This is a genomic window from Pelagibacterium halotolerans B2, from assembly GCF_000230555.1.
GTDB classification, from domain to species: Bacteria; Pseudomonadota; Alphaproteobacteria; order Rhizobiales; family Devosiaceae; genus Pelagibacterium; species Pelagibacterium halotolerans.
Genome location: NC_016078.1, coordinates 1517096 through 1541099, shown reverse-complemented (window position 1 = coordinate 1541099; position 24004 = coordinate 1517096). Strand labels below are relative to the sequence as shown.

General features: G+C 61.6%; 15 protein-coding genes. 9 read left to right on the top strand and 6 right to left on the bottom strand.

Annotated elements, in window-relative coordinates:
• Positions 1–14: 14 nt before the first annotated feature.
• Positions 15–2609 carry an Rne/Rng family ribonuclease gene (locus tag KKY_RS07495; protein WP_014130714.1) on the bottom strand — a complete coding sequence of 865 codons (2595 nt, stop codon included), beginning with the start codon at positions 2607–2609 and terminating at the stop codon, positions 15–17.
• A 527-nt stretch (positions 2610–3136) separates the two neighbouring features.
• Here KKY_RS07495 and KKY_RS07490 point away from each other — a divergent pair.
• From KKY_RS07490 to KKY_RS07480, 3 genes are all read left to right on the top strand, one after another.
• Entirely contained in the window at positions 3137–4408 is a 1272-nt protein-coding gene (locus tag KKY_RS07490; RefSeq protein WP_014130713.1) for an N-acetylmuramoyl-L-alanine amidase, read from the top strand.
• Between the two features lie 66 nt (positions 4409–4474).
• Entirely contained in the window at positions 4475–6952 is a 2478-nt protein-coding gene (locus tag KKY_RS07485; RefSeq protein WP_014130712.1) for a response regulator, read from the top strand.
• A 126-nt stretch (positions 6953–7078) separates the two neighbouring features.
• Positions 7079–9496, top strand: a complete 2418-nt coding sequence (locus KKY_RS07480; protein ID WP_014130711.1) for a penicillin-binding protein 1A — start codon at positions 7079–7081, stop codon at positions 9494–9496.
• 118 nt (positions 9497–9614) lie between these two features.
• Here KKY_RS07480 and KKY_RS07475 read toward each other — a convergent pair whose 3' ends face one another.
• A complete protein-coding gene (locus KKY_RS07475) occupies positions 9615–10388 on the bottom strand; it encodes a LytTR family DNA-binding domain-containing protein (RefSeq protein WP_014130710.1) in 774 nt (257 codons plus the stop codon).
• 199 nt (positions 10389–10587) lie between these two features.
• Between KKY_RS07475 and KKY_RS19545 the strand changes: the two genes are divergently transcribed.
• Entirely contained in the window at positions 10588–11805 is a 1218-nt protein-coding gene (locus tag KKY_RS19545) for a hypothetical protein (protein ID WP_014130709.1), read from the top strand.
• Between the two features lie 126 nt (positions 11806–11931).
• Positions 11932–13054 (top strand): peptide chain release factor 2 gene (gene prfB / locus KKY_RS07465; RefSeq protein ID WP_139305013.1). Its coding sequence is split into 2 segments (ribosomal slippage): positions 11932–12000 and positions 12002–13054, totalling 1122 coding nucleotides; the frame shifts between segments, so codons are not numbered across the junction.
• A 12-nt stretch (positions 13055–13066) separates the two neighbouring features.
• On the opposite strand, the gene KKY_RS07460 is transcribed toward prfB, so the two are convergent.
• The gene (locus KKY_RS07460; RefSeq protein WP_014130707.1) at positions 13067–14200 is read right to left on the bottom strand and encodes a M23 family metallopeptidase; all 1134 of its coding nucleotides are present in this window, start codon (positions 14198–14200) and stop codon (positions 13067–13069) included.
• Positions 14201–14271: 71 nt separating this feature from the next.
• A complete protein-coding gene (locus tag KKY_RS07455) occupies positions 14272–14733 on the bottom strand; it encodes a peroxiredoxin (protein ID WP_014130706.1) in 462 nt (153 codons plus the stop codon).
• Positions 14734–14990: 257 nt separating this feature from the next.
• On the opposite strand from KKY_RS07455, the gene KKY_RS07450 reads away from it, so the two are divergent.
• Positions 14991–18464, top strand: coding sequence for a hypothetical protein (locus KKY_RS07450; RefSeq protein ID WP_139305012.1), 3474 nt, complete (start codon positions 14991–14993; stop codon positions 18462–18464).
• A gap of 30 nt (positions 18465–18494) precedes the next feature.
• Here KKY_RS07450 and tyrS read toward each other — a convergent pair whose 3' ends face one another.
• Both tyrS and KKY_RS07440 read right to left on the bottom strand, forming a co-directional pair.
• Entirely contained in the window at positions 18495–19748 is a 1254-nt protein-coding gene (tyrS, locus tag KKY_RS07445) for a tyrosine--tRNA ligase (RefSeq protein ID WP_014130704.1), read from the bottom strand.
• 138 nt (positions 19749–19886) lie between these two features.
• The gene (locus KKY_RS07440; protein WP_014130703.1) at positions 19887–20549 is read right to left on the bottom strand and encodes an alpha/beta hydrolase; all 663 of its coding nucleotides are present in this window, start codon (positions 20547–20549) and stop codon (positions 19887–19889) included.
• 248 nt (positions 20550–20797) lie between these two features.
• Between KKY_RS07440 and KKY_RS07435 the strand changes: the two genes are divergently transcribed.
• From KKY_RS07435 to KKY_RS07425, 3 genes are read left to right on the top strand one after another with little or no spacing between them, the layout of a single operon-like run.
• Positions 20798–21940 (top strand): cysteine desulfurase family protein, encoded by a 1143-nt coding sequence (locus KKY_RS07435; protein WP_014130702.1) that lies wholly within the window; start codon positions 20798–20800, stop codon positions 21938–21940.
• 17 nt (positions 21941–21957) lie between these two features.
• Positions 21958–23487: a Fe-S cluster assembly protein SufB gene (gene sufB / locus KKY_RS07430; RefSeq protein WP_014130701.1), complete on the top strand. Its 1530-nt coding sequence runs from the start codon at positions 21958–21960 to the stop codon at positions 23485–23487.
• The gene (locus KKY_RS07425; RefSeq protein WP_014130700.1) at positions 23487–24002 is read left to right on the top strand and encodes a cupin domain-containing protein; all 516 of its coding nucleotides are present in this window, start codon (positions 23487–23489) and stop codon (positions 24000–24002) included. The genes sufB and KKY_RS07425 overlap by 1 nt, the downstream gene beginning before the upstream one ends.
• Positions 24003–24004: the final 2 nt, after the last annotated feature.

Below are 24004 nucleotides of genomic sequence, written 5' to 3'. Positions count from 1 at the left end.
TGCTTGGGATCTGTTTAGCCCAGACCGAGGCGGCGCTGCCACCAGCCGGCCTTTTTGGGCTTTTCTTCGGTCGTTTCGCTCGTCGAGGAGACAAGAATCTCGTCGGACGGCACAGCCTTTTTCTTGCGGGCCGCGGATTTGTCCTCCGCGGCGGCCTCAGGCTGGGCATCCGCAGCAACGGGCTCAGATGCTTTTTCCTGCTGGGGCGCTTCGGCGGGCTTTTCTTGCGCGGGAGCTTCGGCCTCGACCTTTTTCTTGCGCGGAGCGCGGGGCTTGCGGGCCGGCTTTTCAGGGGCCGGCGCAGGCTCGGCCGCAGGCGCTTCCTCGGCGCCTTCCACGGCTTCCTGGGCTACCGAATCGGGCTCGGCGGCCTTGGCCTTCGTGGTCTTGCGCGTGCGGCGCTTTTTCGGCTTTTCCTCTGCGGCCTCGGCGACCACTTCGGTTTCCGGTGCGGCGTCGGGCGCGGGAGCATCTTCGACCTGAGATGCGACGGCAGGCTCGCGGTCTTCGACGGCGTTCATGGCGTCGGCATCACCCGGCGCATCGCTATCCTGATCCGTTCCAAAGCCCTCGTTGGGGCGTTTGTTGCGGCGCCCGCCACGGCGTCCGCGCCGGCGGCGCTTGCGCGGCTGGTCGTCATCGTCCTCATTGGCGGCATCGGCGCGCGGTTCATCTTCGGTATCGCCGGATTCGGCATCGGGGGTTGCGACCTCGGTGGCCTGGATCGCTGCGTTATCCTTGCCGCCGCGGCGGCGGCGACGGCGGCGCTTGTTGCGATTGCCATCACGCTCACCGCCCGTTTCGTCTTCCGCAGCGATCTCGGTTTCGGCCTCGGCTTCTTCCTCGACTTCAGGTTCCTGGTAGTCGTCCAGGGACGCCGCATCGGCACGGATGTGCTGGACAGGCGCGGCGGCAACCGGCGCACGGGCCTCGCCGCGTTCGATGTTGAACTGGGAGCCGACAAGGCCGCTCTGGGCGGAAATGGTGATCGAGAGCCCGTATTTGGCTTCGAGCGCCGTCAGCGTTTCGCGCTTGGTGTTGAGGATATAGAGCGCGACCTCGGCGGGCATGTTGACGTTGATCGACTGGCCCGGCTTGCGCAGAACGTGATCTTCAATGGCGCGCATGATCATCAGCGCGAGCGAAGAGACCGAACGCACAAGACCGGTGCCCGCGCAGGTGGGGCAGGTGTGGGTCGAGGATTCCAGGACGCCGAAACGGATGCGCTGGCGGCTCATTTCCATCAGGCCGAAATGGCTGATGTGGCCGACCTGGATGCGGGCGCGGTCGTTCTTGAGGCAGTCCTTGAGCTTTTTCTCGACAGCGCGGTTGTTGCGGCGCTCTTCCATGTCGATGAAATCGATGACGATGAGGCCGGCCAGATCGCGCAGGCGCAACTGGCGGGAAATCTCCTCGGCCGCTTCCAGATTGGTCTGGAGGGCGGTGTCCTCGATGTTGTGTTCCTTGGTGGCGCGGCCCGAGTTCACGTCGATCGACACCAACGCTTCGGTCGGGTTGATGACGATGTAACCGCCCGAGGGCAGGGTCACCTGCGGATGGAACATGGAGTCGAGTTGGGACTCTACATTGAAACGCGAAAAGATCGGCGCATCATCCTTATAGATCTGCACATTCTTGGAATGGCTGGGCATGATCATGCGCATGAAATCCTTGGCCTCGCGATATCCGGCCTCGCCGGACACAAGGACTTCGGAGATATCCTTGTTATAGAGGTCGCGGATCGTGCGCTTGATGAGGCTGCCTTCCTCATAAACGAGACAGGGCGCCGAGGATTCGAGCGTCAGGGTGCGTACATTTTCCCACAAGCGCATGAGATATTCGAAATCGCGCTTGACCTCGGCCTTGGTGCGCGAGGCGCCGGCAGTGCGCAGGATGACGCCCATGCCCTGGGGCACTTCGAGATCGGTGGCGATTTCCTTCAAACGCTTGCGGTCGGCAGCGCTGGTGATCTTGCGCGAAATGCCGCCGCCACGCGCCGTGTTGGGCATCAGAACCGAGTAGCGGCCGGCCAGCGAGAGATAGGTGGTGAGTGCAGCACCCTTGTTGCCGCGCTCTTCCTTGACGACCTGCACGAGCAGGACCTGACGGCGCTTGATGACTTCCTGGATCTTGTAGCGGCGCTGATTGCGACGGGGGCGCTCCTGAAGGTCTTCGAGGGCGTCGCCTTCGCCGATCTGCTCGACCTTTTTGGTTTCGCGCGGCGTATCGAGATCGTCGCCATTGTCCTCGGCGGCGTCGTCGTCACTTTCGGTGGCGTCGGTCTCGTCATCGTCGGCGAGATCGGCCTCTTCCTCATGGGCTTCTTCTTCGTCGCGCATGAGAGCTTCGCGGTCGGCGACCGGAATCTGGTAGTAGTCGGGGTGGATTTCGGAAAAGGCGAGGAAGCCGTGACGATTGCCGCCATATTCGACGAAGGCAGCCTGAAGGGAAGGCTCGACCCGCGTCACCTTGGCGAGATAGATATTGCCCCTTAACTGCCGCCGTTCGGCGGATTCAAAGTCGAACTCCTCGAGTCTGTTACCTGTGGTAACGACAATCCGTGTTTCTTCCGGGTGGGTGGCATCCACCAACATTCTTTTTGTGGCCATAAATTAGAACTCCGCGCGCTCGCGCGCCGGGCCCGGACCGTTCTTGTGACGGGCGGCCAGCGCCATGCGAGGCGTATGACAGTATCGTGGAGACGCCAGAAGCGCCGTTGGGAAGGGTAGGGGCCAAGGAATGGGACAGCGGGCTGCGGCGCGCCGGAACATCGATCGTGCCGATTGCCAGAGTTGAACCCATTCGACCTCGTCCTTAAGGGCAGGGTCAGATCGACCGTGCCAGTCGGATCACCTCAAAACCGGTGAGTCCGATATTCTCAGTTCGGTGCCAAGTCGCGCGTCACATGTCCGGTATAACGAGGCCAGCAGGCTAGCTGAAGGCGAAATCGGGCCTGGGCGCAGACTCCATGGAGCACCGCATTACAGTCATTACGAGTGTTCCCGGAAATTGGCAATAGCCAATAGCCTTGGGGCTCGATTGGGATGATGTGGCGTTGTTCCGGGTGAAGTTCAAGCCAGGGCTTGCCTATTTCCGCCCAAGAATCGCATAAGGTGCGCCTGACCTGGAGTTTTCGATGATCGTTGCGGCTGTGCGTGCAAAGCTGATTTTTCTTGTTCTGGCCAGTGCCATTTTCAGCGGAGCCAACGGGCTGGCGCAGGACGGCCCGCCCGACGACACAGCGGCCAGCGAGGCGGCCGCCGAACCGACAGCGCCCGCGCTGCTCGATTCGCGGGTCACGGCCACTCAGGACCGCGCTCGGCTGGTGCTCGACCTGACGACGCCAACCGAATTTGCCGTCTATACCGCCAACGATCCCATGCGCGTGGTTGTGGAATTGCGTGGCCAGGCCGGGGACGATCAGGACAATCAGCCTGCCGGCGATGGGCTTGTGACGGCCTATGGCATCGACGCGCCGGGCGAGGATCGGGTCCGGGTTACCCTTTCGCTCGCGGGACCGGCGCAGGTGCAGCAATCCTATATCCTCGATGCCTTCGAGGATCAGCCGGCGCGACTGGTGATCGATCTGGTTCCTGACACGGCCGAGAACTTTGCCGCCGATGCAAGAGGAGCCGAACCAACGGTGGAACAGGCCGAGCAGGCTGCCGAGCCGGCCGAACTCGACGGTGCGCAGACCGCGCCAGGGGAAACCGCCACGGCCGCCGACAGCGTGCGACCGCTTGTCATCATCGATCCGGGCCATGGCGGCGTCGATGGCGGCGCCAGGGCGACGAACGGGCTCGAGGAAAAGAACATCGTTCTGGCGTTCGCGCTCAAGCTGCAAAATCTGCTCGTTGAAACCGGCCGGTTCGACGTTGCGCTGACCCGCGACACCGATACCTTCCTCACGCTCTCCGAGCGGGTTGCGCTGGCGCGGCTGAATCAGGCGGATCTGTTCATCTCGCTGCATGCCGATTCATTCGACCAGGAAGATGTGCGCGGGGCTTCGATCTATACGCGCGGCGATCTTGCAACGTCCGATCTCGACCGTGTTCTGGCCGAGAATGAAAACCGGGTCGACCTTATCGCCGGACTTTCGCCGCCCGAGGACGAAGGCGCCATCGACGTGCTCGTGGATTTCCTGGCGCGGGAGACGCGGCGACAGTCCTACCTGGCGGGGCAGGCGCTGATCGAACAGCTCGAACCGTCTGTCCAGTTGCGGCGTTTCCCGCTGCGGCAGGCCGATTTCTTCGTCCTCAATTCGCCCGACATTCCATCGGTGCTTATCGAATTGGGCTTTCTTTCCAATTCGGACGACACACAGAACCTGACCACCGACGCATGGCTCGACCGCGTGGCAGCAGCGCTGGCGCGCGGGGTTGCCGTGTATTTCGATGGCCGGTTCTGATCCCGGCGCATTGATCGCCGGCGAAATGCGCGCTAACACTATGCGAACCTTGAGGAATTCGCCAAGTTGACCCCGCCGATCGATTTCCAGGCGCTTTTTGAAAAATCGCCCAATCCCTACGTTCTGCTCGACCGTGATCTGGTCATCGTTTCGGCCAATTCGGCCTATCTGCAGGTCACCGGACGAACCCTGGATGGGATTGTTGGCAGGTCCATGTTCGACGCATTCCCCAGCGAGCCGGGGTCGTCCAGCCATCAGCAATTGCTGTCATCGCTCGAGCGCGCGCTGGCGGGCGGCATGGTCGACCATTTGCCGCTCATCCAATACGACATCGAGCGCGATGGCAATGTCGAGCAGTTGTACTGGTCGGCGACCCATGTCCCGCTGGTGGGAGAGACCGGCGAAACGAGCTATGTGCTGCAGCACACCACCGACGTCACCGAACTGCACGTCCTGCGATCAACGGCCCGGACCCGATCTTCGGGGCAAGGGGAGGCCGTCGAGGCCGCGGTCTTCAAACGCGCCCAGGAGGTGCAGGCTCTCAACGACCAGTTGGGGGCCGAAGTCCGACGCCTGAACCTGCTGTTTGAACAGGCGCCGGGGTTCATGGCGGTATTGTGGGGGCCAGAGCACGTCTTCACCATGGCCAATGCCGCCTATGAGCAATTGATCGGCGGGCGCGACGTTGTCGGCAAGCCGGTGGCCGAAGTGCTGCCCGAGGTGGTGGGACAGGGGTTTGTCGATCGTCTCGACCGCGTTTACCGCACTGGCGAGCTTTATCTGGGGCGCCAGGAGCGGGTGGCGCTGACACCCGGCGACGGGGACGAGCCGGTGGACCTGTATCTTGATTTCATCTACCAGCCCATCGTTGCCGATGACGGTTCGACAGCCGGCATTTTCGTGCAGGGGCACGATGTGACCGAGGAGATCGTGGCGTCCGAAAAGCTCAGGGAGCTCAATGAGAGTCTCGAAGCACGGGTTACCCAGGCCATCGAACAGCGCCGGCAGGTCGAACTGGCCCTGCAGCAATCGCAGAAGATGGAGGCGCTGGGCAAGCTGACCGGCGGGGTGGCCCATGATTTCAACAATCTGCTGCAGGTGATTTCCGGCAATATCCAGCTCCTTTACGGCGATGTCGCTGAAAATGAGCGCGCCCGCCAAAGGCTGGAAAACGCCATGGCCGGGGTCGAGCGCGGTGCAAAACTGGCCGGGCAATTGCTCGCTTTCGGACGGCGCCAGCCGCTCGAGCCAAAGGCGCTCAATGTCGGGCGTCTGGTCAATGGAATGGGCGACATGCTGCGCCGGGTGCTGGGCGAGGAGATCGAGGTCGAAACCATGGCTTCGGGCGGGTTGTGGAACACGATGGTGGATCCCAACCAGATCGAGAACGCGCTGCTCAACCTGGCGATCAATGCGCGGGACGCCATGGACGGGGTCGGCAAGCTGACCATCGAGGTCGGCAACGCGTTTCTCGATGATGCTTATGCGATGGAGCATGAGGAGGTCGCGGCGGGCCAGTATGTGGTGATCGCCGTCACCGACACGGGCACCGGGATTGCGCCCGAGGTCCTCGAAAAAGTGTTCGAACCGTTCTTCACCACAAAGGCCGACGGGCACGGTTCAGGGCTCGGGCTCTCGATGGTCTATGGGTTCATCAAGCAGTCGGGTGGACACATCAAGATCTACAGCGAGCCCGGCGAGGGCACGACCGTCAAACTCTACCTGCCGCGAACCCATCAGATCGAAGACGCGATGCGGCCGGCCGACATGGGGCCGATTTCGGGGGGCAGCGAAACCATACTCGTGGTCGAGGACGATGAAGCGGTGCGTGCTACTGTCGTCGAGATGCTGTCCGATCTGGGATACCGGGTCCTCAAGGCATCGGATGCGCAAAGCGCGCTGGCGATCGTGGAAAGCGGCGCCGCCATCGACATGCTGTTCACCGATGTGGTCATGCCCGGACCACTCAAGAGCCCGGAACTGGCGCGCAAGGCGCAACGGGCCATTCCCGATCTCGCCGTGCTCTTCACCTCGGGCTATACCGAAAACGCCATTGTCCATGGGGGGCGGCTCGATACGGGTGTGGAATTGTTGTCCAAGCCCTATACGCGCAACGCCCTGGCACGCCGCGTGCGGCAGGTGTTGGCCGACAGGGCGGGGGTGGACCGACCGGCGCTCGAGGGCGGCGGGACGGCTGTGGAAACGGTGTTGCTTGTCGAGGACGATCCACTGATCCGCATGGCCACCGCGGACATGATCCGGGAACTGGGCCTGAGCGTTCTGGAGTGTTCGAGCGCGGAAACGGCGCTCGAATTGCTGGCAAGCGAGACGATTGACGTGCTGGTGGCCGACATCGGGCTGAGCGGCATGTCGGGGCAGGAACTGGCGTGGTCGGTCCACCGCGATTATCCGGATATACGCATCGTGCTGGCCACGGGGCACAGCGTGGCCCCGGGCGAGATCGCTCCGGACGCAAAGGTGCTCTCCAAACCGTTCGACGAACAACGGATGGCCGAGGCGCTGGGCCGGCCCCGAAACGCCTGACGGCTGCACACACTGTTTTGATTTATCTTAAAGGGGTTTGCGCACACAATTGTCAGCGATTCTGGTAAGCTCGGGAATCGCGGGGAATGGCGTGAGGGTTTGGGCGCTGGCCCGTGTGAGAACTCTATGTTTCGACTTTTAAGCTGGCTGTTTGGCTTTGGCGTCTTTTCGGGCCTGATCGTGCTTGGCGGCGTGGCCTGGTATGTGGCCATGCTCAACGAGGATTTGCCCGACTATACGGCGCTGATGGACTATCAGCCGCCGGTGACGACGCGCGTGCACGCCGCCGATGGCGTGTTGCTGGCCGAATTCGCCCGTGAACGGCGGCTGTTCCAGCCGGTCGAGACCATCCCGCCAATGGTGATCGAGGCGTTCCTTTCGGCCGAGGACAAGGATTTTTATTCCCATTTCGGCATCGATGTTGCCGGCGTGTTTCGCGCGGCGCGAGACAATGTGATGCAGGCTGTCGATGGCGGTTCGGGCAATCTGGTGGGCGCCTCGACCATCACCCAGCAGGTGGCCAAGAACTTCCTTTTGACTTCGGACCAGACCTGGGATCGCAAGATCAAGGAGGCGCTGCTGGCGCTCCGGATCGAAAATGCGATGAGCAAGGACCAGATCCTCGAGCTTTATCTCAACGAGATTTTCCTCGGTCTGAACTCCTACGGCGTTGCGGCGGCGGCGCTCAATTATTTCGACAAGGCGCTTTACGAGCTGACCTATGCCGAGGCGGCCTATCTTGCGGCGCTGCCAAAAGGGCCTTCGAACTACCATCCGTTCCGGCGGCCGGAGGCGGCAATCGAGCGGCGGAACTGGGTTCTCGATCGGATGGCCGAGAATGGCTACATCACGCTCGAGGAAGCGAGCGCCTACAAGAACGAGAATCTCAATGTCATTCCGCGAGCGGGCGGATCGCAGCTTTATTCGGCCGAGTATTTCACCGAGGAGGTGCGGCGCCAGCTCGCAAGCCTTTATGGCGAAGACACGCTCTATGGCGGCGGAATGTCGGTGCGGACATCGCTTGACCCGCAGATGCAGTTGCATGCACGCAGGGCGTTAATGGACGGGCTGATCGCCTTCGATCAAGGGCGGGGCTTTCACGGCGTCGAGGCTACGATCGAGCTCGGCGAGGATTGGGGCAGCGCGCTCGCGGGCATCCCGCCGCTCGGCGATGTGCCCGAGTGGACACTGGCCGTGGTTTTGAGCACCGAGGCCAATGCGGTCCAGATCGGGCTTCGGCCCGCAATCGACGTGGACGGGCGCGTGAGTTCGGAGCGCGTGACGGGCACCATACCGGGCTCGGCGGTAAGCTGGGTCAGTGAACCTCTGGGGCAATTGCTGGGTGCCGGTGACGTTGTCTATGTCGAGCCGGTGGCGGGCGAGCCGGGCGTTTACACGTTGCGGCAGGTGCCCGAGATCGAGGGCGCCATCGTTGCCATGGATCCCAGGACCGGGCGTGTGCTGGCGCTGGTGGGCGGATTTTCGTTTGCCGAAAGCGAGTTCAATCGCGCGACGCAAGCGATGCGTCAGCCCGGGTCCTCGTTCAAGCCCATCGTTTACGCGGCGGCGCTGGACAACGGCTATACGCCGGCCAGCGTGATCCTCGATGCGCCGCTCGAAGTGGTCAACGCCGATGGCTCGGTGTGGCAGCCGGAAAACTATGCGCGCCAGTTCTATGGTCCCCAGACCTTGCGGCGCGGAATCGAGCTTTCGCGCAACGTGATGACGGTGCGGCTGGCGCGCGATCTGGGCATGCCCATGATCGAGGAATATTCGCGCCTGTTCGGGGTTTACGAGGATATGCCGCATGTTCTCGCCATGGCGCTGGGCGCGGGCGAAACGACGGTCATGCGCCTGACCTCGGCCTATGCGACCATAGCCAATGGCGGGCGCAGGATCACGCCCACGCTGATCGATCGCATTCAGGACCGGTATGGCGACACGATCTATCGGCACGACGAGCGCATCTGCGAGAACTGCCAGCAGGCAGATTGGCATGGGCAGGCTGCGCCGATGATTATCGACAGCCGCGCGCAGGTGCTCGACCCGATGACAGCCTATCAGATCACATCGATGATGGAAGGCGTGGTCCAGCGCGGCACGGGAACGGCGGTACGGGCCGTGGGACGGCCGGTGGCGGGCAAGACGGGCACGACCAATGACTACAAGGACGCATGGTTCGTCGGGTTCACGCCCGAACTGGCCGTGGGGGTCTATGTCGGCTACGACACGCCGCGCAGCATGGGGTCGAGTTCGACGGGCGGCGAACTGGCGGCGCCGATCTTTGCCGATTTCGTCTCGGCGGCGCTCGAAGGCGTACCGCCCACCAGGTTCCAGGCACCGCAGGGCATGCAGATGGACTGGATCGACCCGGCAACGGGCGTCGAGATCGTAGCGGGCGGGTCTGGTGTGCAGGAAGCGTTCAAGCCGGGGACGGGCCCCAATTTGATGACATCGGTCATCGGGGTCAATTCCCAGGCCTTCGACAACATCCAGACTGGTGCCAGCCAGCAGCCCAGTTTTGGGACCGGCAGACTTTTCTAGAGCCAAGGATTTGATTGAATCAAATCCTTGGCTCTAAGCCTTTGTTTTATCGCGTGTCCGAACCGCAAAACCGTTTCCACTTTTGCTGGACACGCTCTAGCGCAGTCCAGCAGGGCGTTCAGGACGCCTTCCCGACCAGCCCCTCAGTGGTCGTCCGGGCATCGGTGTGACCGTGCGACAGCAGATCCCGTGCGGCGCGCAAATAGGGACGGCTGATGGGCAGGGTGCGACCGTCGATCAGGCTCGCTACATGCCGGTGGCCGCGCCGGTCGACCGAAACCAGAGCGGGCGCGGCGATCCAGTGGGAGCGGTGAATGCGGGCGCCGGGCTGAGCGTGGAGGGCACTGAGGGCGTCCAGAAACCGCATGCGGATCAACTCGCTTCCACTCGTTCTGGTGATTTCGACATAATGATCCTGATGGGAGAGTGAAATCAGGGAACCCTGCAGGGGCGACGGCAGGGGGGCTGACGACTTTCGCGGCAGGAGGCGGTTCGACCCGAAAATCTCGGGCGCGAATTCGACTGACGCGATCATCCAGCCCACCATGGTGACCATTGCCCAAAGGCTGGTGGTGCCGAGCGATTGAAGGGTCATCCCCCGGAACGCGGCTTCAAGCGCGTAAATGATCGCTGTGCCGGGGAGGGCCGCAATGGCTGACCCGATGAGCACCAGCAGCGGGCGGGGCCAGGAAACGAGGGCCTGGAGGTGGAGCAACGGCCAGATGACGAGGTGCATGAAAAAACCGACGCCCAGCAGTTCGAGCGTCCAATAAAGCAGCCGGGGCAGCGGCGCGATCTCGAGATAGGTCGCAAACGGTCCAAGAACGGTGAAGCCGACAATTGCCGGCGCAGCGACGAGCAGCTTACGCCGCCAGGGCGATCGCGCAAGCACGCTCCAAAACCAGCCTATGGGTCGGGTAATCCGCGACATTGTGCTGTCAATTCACGACATCGGTGTTGAACGGTCAACCCGGAACTCTCTAGGCAGCGCTGGTCCGACCAGGGGCCGGGTCGGAGCATCATATGGACGATTTGTTTCAGGGCGCTGTCGAGGGCTCCCATTGCGGCACGACACCAAGGGGAGAATTTTCTTGAAAGACACTCAGAAGAAATCGGGCATCCGCACCTACCAGCCGCGGTTCCGGGAGATTGCCAGCGAACAGATGGCTGTGTTCATCGATACGATGCAGGCGCTGGTGGCGGCAGAAATCGCCGCGGCGCTGAGGTCGGGAAAAGCACCAGAGCGCAGCAAGGTCCTTTCCGGCATTTACGGCAAGCGCGATGACAAAGTGCGGACCGTCGGGCAGGTGGTGCTCGATTATGCCAGGGGGCTCGATGAAAAGGAGCGCCAGGCGCTGGCCAAGGTTTATCTGTCGACCGATCCGCACACACAGGGGCCGATGGGCGCCGTGCAGCGGGCCCGGCTCAAGACGTTTTTCGATCCGGCAGCGGACAGCCATGTTCTCGATCGTATCGACATCGTCAAAACCTTCACGCCGATGCTGGCACCCAAAAAACCGATAAAGTCATCGGACACCAGGGCGTGGATCGCTCATTGGGGGACGTTCGAGGCCGTGCTCTTGCAGTCGGGACCCAATCTCGGGTTCGGCGGCGGACAGGGCACGCAGGGTGCGCCGCAGCACTCCAAGCTTGAACTGCGCGTTCACGAAATCGAGTGCCAGGACGATACCCGGGAACTTGCAAAGGACGAGATACAGATCGGCTCGGTCTCGGGAAGCGGTGCTGCGGACGCCGATATCGGAGACGTGCTGGCTGATACTGTCGAAAGGCGCGGGCCGTTCGATATCGGCCAGTTCAAGTCAGGTGATTCCATTACGCTTTCAGCGCCCTGGATCGCGGCGGAATATATGCTGGCCCAGACCGGATTTCCTCGCCTGTTCTTCGCCAATGTGGCGCTTGCCGAAAGCGACCAGGGTGGCGGGTTCACCCAGTTCCTGCTGGACCTTTATGAGGCGGTCCAGATCTATATCTTTGCGATTGTCACCGCCGTGGGCACGGCAATCGGGGCAGCGATCGGGGCCGGAGCTGCGGCGGGCACGCTGGCGGGAACAGTCGCCGGGCCCATCGGCGCGCTGATCGGTGCGGCGGTCGGGGCCATCATCGGCGGCCTCATGGCCGTTTTCACCGCCGCGAGCAAGGACGACATCTTCGAACCCCTGCTGGCGGCAATTGAATTGCAAAGCCGGTCGGACACCTTCGATGGCGCATCGATCTCGCCGCGGGAAACGCTGACCTATGTCGGGTTCGGCGGTATCTACCATGTCAAATATGACTGGCGGCTGAGCTGATCGCTTCGCAAATGACACAGCGGGGCCGTCCCGGGTTCGGGGCGGCCCTTGCAGCGAGCGGCGGGTTGATCGGCTGGCGGAATGTGGCTATGGGACAGCCCATATCTTTTCCAACCGGACCAGGTCATGCGCGCAGAAATTCTCAAGACTGTCGACGAAATCAAGCAGGCCCTAAGCCTGCTGAGGAGGCATCTTTGACTGGGATACAGCGGAAAGACGGCTCGACGCGCTGAACGCACGCTCGGAATCGGGTGATCTCTGGAACGATCCGGAGGAAGCGCGCAAGGTGATGAGCGAACGCCAGTCGCTCGAGAGCGCCATCGATACGGTCAGGACTCTCGAAGCCGGGATCAACGACAATGTGGAGTTGATCGAACTCGGTGAGGCCGAGGGCGACGACGAGATCGTTTCCGAAGCCGAGAAGGCCCTTGTCGAGTTAAAGGGCACGGCGGCACGGATGCGGGTGGAAACGCTGCTTTCGGGTGAGGCCGACGCCAACGACTGCTACGTGGAAGTCCATTCGGGCGCCGGGGGCACCGAGAGCCAGGACTGGGCGCAGATGTTGTTCCGGATGTACACGCGCTGGGCGGAGCGGCGCGGGTTCAAGGTCGAGACCATCGAATACAGCGCCGGCGAGGAAGCGGGCATCAAGGGCGCGACGATCCTGGTCAAGGGGCACAATGCCTATGGCTGGCTCAAGACCGAGAGCGGTGTGCACCGGCTGGTGCGCATTTCGCCCTATGACAGTCAGGCACGGCGGCATACGAGCTTTTCGAGTGTCTGGGTCTATCCGGTGATCGATGACTCGATCGATATCGACGTCAACGAGTCCGATGTGCGGATCGATACCTATCGCGCGTCGGGCGCGGGTGGGCAGCACGTCAACACCACCGATTCGGCGGTGCGCATCACCCATATTCCCACCGGCATCGTCGTGCAGTGCCAGAACGAACGCAGCCAACACAAGAACCGGGCGCAGGCCTGGGACATGCTGCGGGCGCGGCTCTATGAGCTGGAACTGCAAAAGCGCGAGGAAGCAGCCAGCGCCGAAGCGGCCTCGAAGACCGAGATCGGGTGGGGCCATCAGATTCGCTCCTACGTGCTACAGCCCTATCAATTGGTGAAGGACCTGCGCACGCAGGTGGAAAGCACCTCGCCCTCAGATGTGCTGGACGGCGCTCTCGATCCGTTCATGGAAGCGTCGCTGGCTCAGCGGTTGGGAGCGGACAAGGACGAGAACGAGGAATAGACCCCGCTCAGACTATTGCAGATAAGCGGCCAGAGTCCGTCCGGTAGCGATAAAGCGCGAGGGATCGATGGCGCTGCCATTTCTGCGGACTTCGAAATGCAGGTGCGGGCCCGTGGAGCGACCCGTAGATCCAGCATGGCCGAGTTGCTGGCCGCCGGTAATCGACTGGCCGACGCTGACATCGATCCGGCTCATGTGGGCATAGCGCGTGGCAAGGCCATTGCCATGGTCGATCTCGACCATATTGCCATATCCGCCATTGGATGCAGCAAAGCTGACAGTGCCGCCGGCAGCAGCAAGCACAGGCGTTCCGGTCGCGGCGCGAAAATCGATGCCCGAGTGGAACGCGGCCCGCTTGAGAAACGGGTCGGTACGATTGCCGAAGGACGAGGTGACGGTGTGGTTGCCATCGAGAGGAGGCTGGATCGGTGCCGTCATCAGGGCACGCCGGGCCGATTGGTAGCGGGCCAGGGCATCCGCGACGGCGTTGGCCTCGTCGATGATCGAGCCCGGCTCGCCATCGACGGGAACAAACGGACCGCCGACGCCGTCGGTAGCCAGTTCGGGCTCGATGCCAATGCCACGTAACCCCGACACGATCTCATCGGTGGAAAGGGTTGCGGCATCCGAGAGTGAAACGAGCGCCATGCGGGTTTCTTCCTGCATGGCCAGAAGGGTGTCGGCCAACAGGGCGGTGTCGCCGGCAAAGGCACTCGGTTGGGCTGCAATCGCGCCGGTGGTCATGATGTCGGGCGTTGCGTCCTGGCTGCCCACACCCATTTCACGGGCCATTTCGGTCAGCGCGCGGACATATTCATGCTGCTCGGAGAGCATTTCCTGCTGCTGGACGAGCTCGTGCATCTGCAGGTTCATATCGCCCATCTGGGCGTATTGGCGTGAGTGGAGACGGTCGACTTCGAGCCGAAGTTCGGTGATGCGCTGCTCGTAGGCGGTGAAAACGGCGGAATTGTCCTCGCGCAGCAAGGTGTTGATTTCCGGCGCGAAATAGAGGGCAAGCCCTGTTACGGCGTTGGTGAGCAGCAGCAGTGTGACCACGCCGGTCAAGAGCAGATATGCGCCCGCACCGCCTCTGCCGGACCTGGCCTTCTGCCTGCCCAGCGTTATCGACTGATCCCCCGATGGCACTGATGGTCCCCCGATGACGCAATTCTTACATCAAACATCAGCAATTATGCAGGGTCATGGTTAATGGGCGGCTAACCTATGGCTTTCATCACGCGCTCGACATGGCCCTTGGCGCGGATATTTGGCCAGACCTGTGCGATCCTGCCTTCGGGATCGATCAGAACGGTTGAGCGGATCAGGCCCTGGTAGGTCCGACCGTAATTCTTCTTTTCGCCCCACACGCCGTATGGGCCGATGGCCTTGTGGTCCGGGTCCGATAGTAAGATGGGCGATAGCGCGAATTTCTGCCGGAAATCGGCGAGCTTTCCCACGCTGTCGGGGGAGATTCCGACGAGAATGATGTTGCGTTCGGCAAACCAGTCGGCGTTAGCCGTAAAGGCAAGGTTCTGGTCGTTGCAGGCGGGAGTGTCGGCCTGGGGATAGAAATAGATGAGGACCGACTTGCCGCGCTGATCCGCGAGCGTAAAGGGCGCGCCTTTATCGGTTGAGAGGGTGAAGTCGGGCGCGGGTTTGCCGACGGCCAGTGCGGTCATGGGAGGGGCCTTTTCGTTCAATTTTCCCCGTTCACAAGGCGTGGCAGGGTATCTGTGCCATATTCAAGCCGATATGGTCGGCAAGAGACAGCTTTGATAGCCGATTCTTCACATTGGTTTTGGCACATATTTCCAGATCATTTCACCGTCTCACAGAAACGGCGCAACGATCTAAGGCTTTGTTTTGTCGCGCTTCCGAACCGGACAGGTGGATTCCACCTATCCTGGAAACGCTCTAATGGGACCCGCATCCGACAGTGAGTGAGACGACACGTCCCAGGCGAACGATTTTCGGCCCCAGGCGACGTTTGGCGCTCAAGGTCGTTGGACTGTTGTGTATCGGGCTGCTCGTCGTTTTTGCGCTGTTGTATGTGCGTTTGCTGTTCGGGCCTATATCGCTGGGCTTTCTTTCAGATCGGGCCAAGAGCGAAGTCGCTGGAATTGTCGATGAAAATTTCGACGTCGACTGGCGCGATTTCGGGCTGTCATTGACCGGACCGGTCAGTGTGGGATTTCATCTCTCCAACGTGGTCCTGACCGAGCGCGCCTCCGATGCGGTAATCGAGGCGGATGCGCTGGAAATCGGGTTGTCGCCATTGGGCCTTCTGATCGGGCGCCCCGATGCGCGGATCATCCTGATCGAACCGCGATTCCAGATGGTGCAGGACCTGCTTGGACCACGACTGTCGCGGTTCGAATTTCTCCAGGAAGAGGGAACTGGTGAAACCGTGGTGCGCGTCATAGAGGGCGAGCAGAGTGCGCCCGACGTGCAGATCGGCGACGCAGGCATTTCCAGCGGCGACCGGGGAGCCGGCGAGCTCGGGTTGCGTTCCGACAATGACTGGCTGGTGGCCAATGTCGAGGCTCTCAATGAGGCGCTGGCACAGCTTTCCGGGCAGGCTATGGCCGGACAGGTGCGGCGGTTCGAAATCCGCGACGGATCGGTCGGTGTGCTCGACACCGTTTATGGCCTCTATCGGTCATTCGAAAATGTCGATCTCGACGTCAGGGCCGGGCGGATCGATGGGCGCGTGACCGCCGGTTTTGCGGCCCGGATCGCCGGGGAGACGTTGGAAGGCGAAATCGTGCGCGAGAGCGCCCCCCAAGGCAGCACGATCGAAGCGGACATCAGGAACCTCGATTTTTCGACGGTCATCCCGTTTCTCGACGATGCCAACAGCCTCGCCGCCCTGCGCGGGACGGGAGATCTGGTCTTGTCGGTCGCGCTGGAGGCGGGCTCGGGCGGACGGGTAAAATCGGGAAATTTCGTCATCGACATCGGCGGGACCCGGCTGCGGCTGAACAACGATCTGTTCGATCTGGCGGCCGAGCCTTTCGCGGTGGACTGGTTTCCCGCCCAATCGCGATTTTCCATCCCCGATGTCGAAATAGGGGTGGGGCAGAGCAGGGGCATAATTGGCGGCGACATCGTCATGGGCTTTGACGAGCAATTCGGGCCGACGCTTGGAATGTCGATCCGCGGGCGGGATCTGTGGCTGCATCCGGACGATATGGGTGCCCCGTCCGAGCCGTTCGAGACGGTTCACTATGAGGGGTGGTCGGCGCCGCTTTACGGCGCGGTCGGCATCGATCGAATGGTGGTGGCCAAGGAGGGCGTCAGCGTCGTCATGCAGGGCCGTCTCGATATGGTACGCGAAGGCGTGGGGCTCGACGTGTCGCTGAGCGGGCGGGGCGCTTCGGCGGACGACATCAAGCGGCTCTGGCCCTATCTTTTTGCGACCGAGGGCCGGGAGTGGTTTACCGAATATGTGGCTGATGGCGCTGTTAGCCGCGCCGATATGCGGTTCCGGTTTCCGGTTGGCACTATCGCGTTGGACGGTGAGCCGAGGCCGATGCCGGAAGGGGCGATGCAGATCGATCTTGTCGGCGACGGCGTGCAACTGCGTCCGCTGGAAGGTGTTCCAGCGTTTCAGGTCGATGGAGAAGCGCGCCTGACCATGCGCGACAACCAACTGACCATGGCGTTCGAGCGGGCAAATCTGACGGAATTCGGCGACGAGGTCTCGATTTCGAATGCCGCCTATATCAACCAGGACGTTTCCGCCAGCGAGCAGGTGTTCGAGATTTCCGGAGACGTGTCGGGACCGGTGCCGGCCATTCTGGACGTTGTGACGAGCGATACGCTCAACCTTCTCGAGGATTTCGATTTCGGGATCGATCCGGGCGCGTTGGCGCAGGATTTGACCGGCTCGGTCGCGGGGACGGTCATTGCAACGATCGAAACCGACGATACCGGGCAATTGATGGGCACCGATTATGCGCTTAACGGTTCGATTTCCGATATGGCCAGCGCCCGGCCGATCCAGGGCGTAAACTTTTCCGACGCCGATCTGACTTTTACCGCTTCGCAGGCGGGATTTCGGGTTGTCGGCGCCGCCAGCGTGGGCGAGGCGCGGGTCGATCTGGAAGCGGAACAGAGCGGAGATGGCGCACCGCAACTGGCATTTGCATCGACATTGAGCGTTGCCGATGCGGCGGAGTTGGGCATCGATCTTTCCCCATATATGGGAGGGACGGTGCGCGTTGTGGCGCGCCCGCGCGATGACGGCGCGATTGAGGTGCAGGCCGATCTTACGGACGCATCGTTGGCGATCAGCGATATCGGAATCAGCAAGGCGCAGGGCGTGGCCGGCGGATTTGAGGCGATTGTTTCGCTGGGGGGCGCGGACATCGCCGTTTCCGACATCGCCCTCAATTTCGGCACTGTCCGGCTCGAGGGTGAATTGGGGCTCGGCGCGGACGGGACCCTCGTTTCAGCGGATTTTTCCACGTTCCAGATCAGTGCGGACGATAATGCGCAGGTGTCCATGACCCCGGTCGAGGGGGGCTATGCGCTGGCGATCAGCGGCGCGCAACTGGACCTCAAGCCGGTGCTCAAGCGGTTCTTCAATCTCGAGGGCGACCAGGCGGCGGGGGCCAGCGAGAGCCTGGAGGACCAGGTGTTCGACGTAAGCGTCAATCTCGACCGGGCGCTGGGCTATTTCGGGACCGTGGCGTTCAATGTCGACCTCGATCTGTCCGTGATGGGCGAACAGTTGCGGGAGGTCAATCTTGCCACCCAGTTTGGTGGTGGTCGCTCGGCCTCCGCGACGACCAATCCCCTGCCAAACGGGCGGGTCATTTCCTACGCGACAAACGATCTGGGCGAAACGCTGCGGTTCATCGGTGTCTATCCGCGCCTCGTCAACGGCGAGGGCAGCATGGTGATGCGATACGATGAAAATTCCGAGACCGATACGGGCGAATTCGTCGTGCGCAATTTTGCGATCGTCGATGAGGAGAATCTCGATGCCATCGTTGGGGCGCATGCCGAGTCGCAGGAGGTGCTGGCAGGCGCATCGGCGATGGAATTCGATTATGGCAGGGCCGAGTTCGTCCGGTTCAACGATCGCATCGAACTGGTCGAGGCGGCAATCTATGGCGATAGCGTGGGTGGTACGGTCCGCGGCAACATAATGACCGATGCCGGGCAATACGACCTGGCGGGCACCTATGTTCCGCTGTTCGGGCTCAACAATTTCTTTCAGCAAATCCCGCTTCTCGGGCCGATATTCGGCGGGCGCGAGGGCGAGGGGCTGCTGGGTGTGACTTTTGCCGTGCGCGGGCCGCTGGACCAGCCCGACCTGCTCATCAATCCTGTGTCGATCCTGGCGCCGGGCGTGTTCCGCACGCTCTTTGAATATCGCTCGGCCAACCAGCCGCAGAACTGAAAAGGCCGGGGATGCCCCGGCCCTTTGTTTTCAGACCGGCTTGAGAAGCACGTGGCGCTTCTTGCCGATAGAAAGCTTTATGACGCCTTCGCTGAGGACCTGATCCTGGCCCAGGCTCATCTTTTCGTCGGTCACGGTCTGGTCGTTGACCTTGAGCGCCCCGCCCTGGATGTGGCGGCGGGCCTCGCCATTCGATGACGCCAGACCGGCGGTCACAGTTGCCGCAAGGATGCCCAGACCACCGCGCAGGGCCGACCAGCCGATCTGGATGGTCGGCAGCGAGAGATCGAGCTGACCGGCCTCAAAGACCGCCACGGCGGTCGTGGCAGCGTCCTGTGCGGCCTGACGGCCATGAACGAGTGCGGTGACTTCGGTCGCCAGCACCTTCTTGGCCTCGTTGATGTCGGTGGCGACACCGGCCATCACCCTCGCGATCTCATCGAGCGGCAAGGTCGTGAAGAGCTTTAGGAAGCGCTCGACATCGGCGTCCTCGGTGTTGCGCCAGTACTGCCAGAAATCATAGACCGAGAGTGCGTCGGCATTGAGCCAGACGGCGCCATTGGCGGTCTTGCCCATCTTCTGGCCCGACGCCGTGGTCAGCAGGGGCGAGGTGAGGGCGTAGAACTGGGTATCGAGCATGCGGTGCCCGAGATCGAGCCCGTTGACGATATTGCCCCATTGATCCGAGCCGCCCATCTGCAGAGTGCAGCCGTAGCGTTTGTTGAGCTCTACGAAATCGTAGGCCTGCAGGATCATGTAGTTGAATTCAAGAAAGCTCAGCGACTGTTCGCGATCCAGACGCAGCTTGACGGAATCGAAGCTGAGCATCCTGTTGACCGAGAAATGACGGCCGACGCCACGCAGGAATTCGATGTAGCCAAGCTCAAGCAGCCAATCGGCGTTGTTGGCCATTACGGCGTCCTGGGGGCCGTCGCCAAAGTCGAGGAAATTGGCGAACTTCTGCTTTATGCCGTCGATGTTGGCCGCGATGCCTTCGACGGTCAGAAGCTTGCGGGCTTCGTCCTTGAAGGAGGGATCGCCGATCATGCCAGTGCCGCCGCCCATGAGCGCAATGGGGCGATGGCCGGTTTTCTGCATCCAGTGCAGCATCATGATCTGCATGAGGTGGCCGACATGGAGTGAGGCGGCCGTCGGATCGTAGCCGATGTAGCCGGTCACGATCTCGGTGGAGAACTTCTTGTCGAGCCCGTCGGGATCGGAAATCTGATGAATGAAGCCGCGCTCGGAGAGCGTATGGAGAAATTCGGATTTGAACTGGGTCATTGGTCTTGATTCCAGAGCGTTGAAGCTGCCCGGCAAAAAAAAGCCGGGCGGGATTGGCTCGAAATCATCCGGTCAAGCGGGCGCCCTTACGCCCAGGATGAGATTCGCCGGGATATGCTCCCGAGGCAATCGCAAGGGTTAACGTCCGCCGCCGGCGGCGATATCGGCCCGGCGACGGTCGAGATATTCGCCACACGCCTCGATCAGCTCGTCGATCTTGTCTTCGTAGAAATGGTTGGCGCCTTCAACGATCTGCTGTTCGATGGTGATGCCCTTCTGGAGCTTGAGCTTGTCAACCAGCTTCTGGACGGCCTCGGGCGGCGCCACGCGATCCTTGTCGCCGTGAATGATCAGCCCCGAAGACGGGCAGGGGGCCAAAAACGAGAAATCATAAAGGTTTTCCGGTGGGGAAACCGAAATGAAGCCCTCGACTTCGGGGCGGCGCATCAAAAGCTGCATGCCGATCCAGGCGCCGAACGAGAACCCGGCGATCCAGCAGCCGCGGCTTTCGCGGTTGAGGGCCTGCAGCCAGTCCAGCGCTGCCGCCGCGTCCGACAATTCGCCCACGCCGTGGTCGAAGAGCCCCTGGGAGCGTCCGACGCCGCGCGAATTGAAGCGCAGGACCGCAAAGCCGCGCTGCACGAACATGTAGAAGAGATTGTAGACGATCTGGTTGTTCATCGTGCCCCCGAACTGGGGGTGGGGATGAAGGATGATCGCAACGGGTGCGTTGGGCTCCTTGCCCGGTTGATACCGGCCCTCGATACGCCCTTCGGGTCCGTTGAAAATCACTTCAGGCATTGACTCTTACCTTTATGCTTAGTTCGGCGCTGCATGGGAGCCATGCACCCGCGGACCCGGCTTGACGAATGGTGCAGGTGTCCATAAAACTGACTTGGAATACCAGTTTAGAATAATTCCAAACGGGTTTTTGCCGGAATTCCCGGCGCATTTGAGCGCTCCTTTTACTTAAGGAGCGAGTCGAATTTCAAGGATTGTTTGCTGCAGCGACCTTTTGTGAGGTTTGGAAGCAGCGAGTTGATGGATCGATGAGCGTATATCTCGACCATAACGCCTCGGCGCCCATATTGCCGCGCGTACGCGCGGCAATGCTGGCTGCGCTCGAAATGGTGGGGAATCCGTCATCGGTTCACGGTCCTGGGCGGGCGCTGCGCGCGCTTGTCGACGACGCGCGCGACAAGGTTGCAAAGGCGGCCGGGGCCGAGGCCAAGCAGGTGGTGTTTACCGGATCGGCCACCGAGGCGCTGACTCAGGCGATTGTTGGCGGGGTCAAGGCGTTTGGTATCGACCGGGTTATCGTTTGCGCGACCGACCATGCGGCGGCGCTCAAGGCTGCCGAAGCGTCCGGGGTTTCGGTTCGTGTGGTCGGTGTCGATGACAACGGGATCGTCGATCTCGGCGCATTGGGGCGGCATGTGGAAACGGCGAGCGCGGCGGGCGAAAAACTGCTGGTGGCGGTATCCTGGGTCAACAACGAGACCGGGGTGATCCAGCCGCGCGGCAAGCTCGAAGCACTGATCGGGCCGACGCCTCATGTTCTGGTCATCGATGCGGTGCAGGCTTTTGGCAAGCGCGATCTGGACTTTGCGGCCTGCGCTACCGATATGATGGCCATATCGGCCCACAAGATCGGTGGGCCAGCCGGCATCGGGGCGCTGCTGGTCAAGGGTCATGCGGATACGGTGCGGTTGATCCCCGGGGGTGGGCAGGAGCAGGGCCGGCGAGGCGGCACCGAGTCGGCGGCGTTGATCGCCGGGTTCGGGGCGGCCTGTGAAGAGTTTGGCGAGGTTTTCGAGGCGGATCGGGCGGAAGCGCTCGTCACTGCGTTTGAAGATCGGCTTATCGCCCTCGCGCCCGATGCGGTGATTTTTTCGCGCGGGGCGGAGCGGATTGGCACCACGAGCAACTTTGCGGTGCCGGGGGTCAAGAATACGGTGGCGATGATGAGCCTTGACCTGGCCGGCATTGCCGTTTCGTCGGGCTCGGCATGCTCGTCGGGCAAGGTGGGGCGGTCCCACGTGCTCAGCGCCATGGGTGTCGCTCCCGATTTGAGTGAATGTGGCCTTCGGGTCAGTTTCGGCTGGTCGTCGACCGCCGAGGATATTGACGCCTTCTTTTCGGCGTTTGAAACCGTTCTGAGCCGTCATCGCCGTAACGGCGCTGCAGCTTAGCACCAGGAGACTTATTGATGTCCGATTATGACATTCCGACCCTCAAGGAAAACATCGACCGCGAAACGGTCGATCAGGTGCTGGCGCTCGACGTCGACAAGTACAAATACGGCTTCGAGACGATCATCGAGTCCGACAAGGCCCCCAAGGGCCTTAACGAGGATACCGTCCGGTTCATTTCGGCCAAAAAGAACGAGCCCGAATGGATGCTCGAATGGCGGCTTGAGGCCTTCCGGCGCTGGCTGACGCTCGAAGAGCCGACCTGGGCGCGCGTCTCTTACCCGGAAATCGATTTCCAGGATCAGTATTACTATGCCGCGCCCAAGAGCGTGACCGGTCCGAAGTCGCTCGATGAAGTCGATCCCGAATTGCTGCGGACCTATGAAAAACTGGGCATCCCGCTTTCCGAGCAGAAAATCCTGGCGGGGGTTCAGGAGGAGGGCGAGCCTCAGGGCACTCCGTTCGGCAGCAATGTGGCAGTCGATGCGGTTTTCGACTCGGTTTCGGTGGTCACCACGTTCCGCGAAGAACTGGCAAAGCACGGCATCATCTTCTGCTCGATTTCCGAAGCGATCCGCGAGCATCCCGAACTGGTCAAGAAATATCTTGGCTCGGTCGTGCCGGTTACCGACAATTTCTATGCGACGCTCAACTCGGCCGTCTTTACCGATGGCTCGTTCGTCTACATCCCCAAGGGCGTTCGCTGCCCCATGGAGCTGTCGACCTATTTCCGGATCAACGAGAAGAATACCGGCCAGTTCGAGCGCACCCTGATTATCGCCGAGGAAGGCTCGTATGTGAGCTATCTCGAAGGCTGCACGGCGCCGATGCGCGACGAGCACCAGCTCCACGCGGCGGTTGTCGAACTGGTGGCGCTGGACGAAGCCGAGATCAAATATTCGACCGTCCAGAACTGGTATCCCGGCGACAAGGACGGCAAGGGTGGCATCTACAATTTCGTCACCAAGCGTGGCGATTGCCGTGGCAAGAACTCCAAGATCTCCTGGACACAGGTCGAGACCGGCTCGGCGATCACCTGGAAATATCCAAGCTGCATCCTGCGCGGCGACGGTTCGCGTGGCGAGTTCTATTCGATCGCCATTTCCAACGGAAAGCAGCAAGTCGACAGCGGCACCAAGATGATCCATCTGGGCAAGAACACGTCCAGCCGCATCATTTCCAAGGGCATCGCTGCGGGCAATTCCGACAACACCTATCGCGGTCAGGTCTCTGCGCATCGCCGGGCGACGGGCTCGCGCAACTTTACCCAGTGCGACAGCCTGTTGATCGGCGACCGGTGCGGGGCGCATACGGTGCCCTATATCGAAAGCCGCAATTCCTCGACGGTGTTCGAGCACGAGGCGACGACATCAAAGATTTCCGACGATCAGATGTTTTATTGCCTGCAGCGCGGGCTGAGCGAGGAAGAAGCCGTTGCGCTGATCGTCAACGGGTTCGTTCGCGACGTGCTGCAGCACCTGCCGATGGAGTTCATGGTCGAAACCCAGAAGCTGATCGGGATTTCGCTGGAAGGCAGCGTCGGCTGATGACCGGGTCTTACAACCCTGTCCTGCGGCTGCCGGAAGCCGAGCTTGAGCGCAATGCGGACCAGGGCTGGTTTGAATCGTTTGATGCCTATGTGGGCGACATTCTCCAACTCACCCGGCTGGGCTGCGCCTATACCGAAGTGGCGCCGGGAAAGACGGCATGCCCCTATCACGTGCATCATGCCGAAGATGAAATGCTGGTGATCCTTTCGGGCGAAGGCGATTACCGGTTTGGGGGCGAGATTTACAAGGTGAAGGGTGGCGACGTGCTCGGCGCGCCCATGGGCGATGCGAGCTATGCGCATCAATTGATCAATACCGGGACGGAAACGCTGAAATATCTGGTGATTTCGTCCAAGGCGGATGTCGATGTCTGTGAATATCCCGACAGCGGGAAGTTTCAGGTGATGAGCCGCCCAGTGGAAGGCACCAAACGACGGCGCTTTCGCTATATCGGAAGAGAAGAAACGAGCCTCGAGTATCTCGATGGCGAAAATATCGGAGACGAAAAATGAGC

What these genes read in the sequence shown, in the direction of transcription:
- KKY_RS07455 (WP_014130706.1), bottom strand. Translation starts at nt 14,733, where the DNA reads ATGACCGCACTGGCCGTCGGCAAACCCGCGCCCGACTTCACCCTCTCA.
- KKY_RS07435 (WP_014130702.1), top strand. Translation starts at nt 20,798, where the DNA reads ATGAGCGTATATCTCGACCATAACGCCTCGGCGCCCATATTGCCGCGC.
- sufB (WP_014130701.1), top strand. Translation starts at nt 21,958, where the DNA reads ATGTCCGATTATGACATTCCGACCCTCAAGGAAAACATCGACCGCGAA.
- KKY_RS07490 (WP_014130713.1), top strand. Translation starts at nt 3,137, where the DNA reads ATGATCGTTGCGGCTGTGCGTGCAAAGCTGATTTTTCTTGTTCTGGCC.
- KKY_RS07425 (WP_014130700.1), top strand. Translation starts at nt 23,487, where the DNA reads ATGACCGGGTCTTACAACCCTGTCCTGCGGCTGCCGGAAGCCGAGCTT.
- KKY_RS07480 (WP_014130711.1), top strand. Translation starts at nt 7,079, where the DNA reads ATGTTTCGACTTTTAAGCTGGCTGTTTGGCTTTGGCGTCTTTTCGGGC.
- KKY_RS07440 (WP_014130703.1), bottom strand. Translation starts at nt 20,549, where the DNA reads ATGCCTGAAGTGATTTTCAACGGACCCGAAGGGCGTATCGAGGGCCGG.
- tyrS (WP_014130704.1), bottom strand. Translation starts at nt 19,748, where the DNA reads ATGACCCAGTTCAAATCCGAATTTCTCCATACGCTCTCCGAGCGCGGC.
- KKY_RS07495 (WP_014130714.1), bottom strand. Translation starts at nt 2,609, where the DNA reads ATGGCCACAAAAAGAATGTTGGTGGATGCCACCCACCCGGAAGAAACA.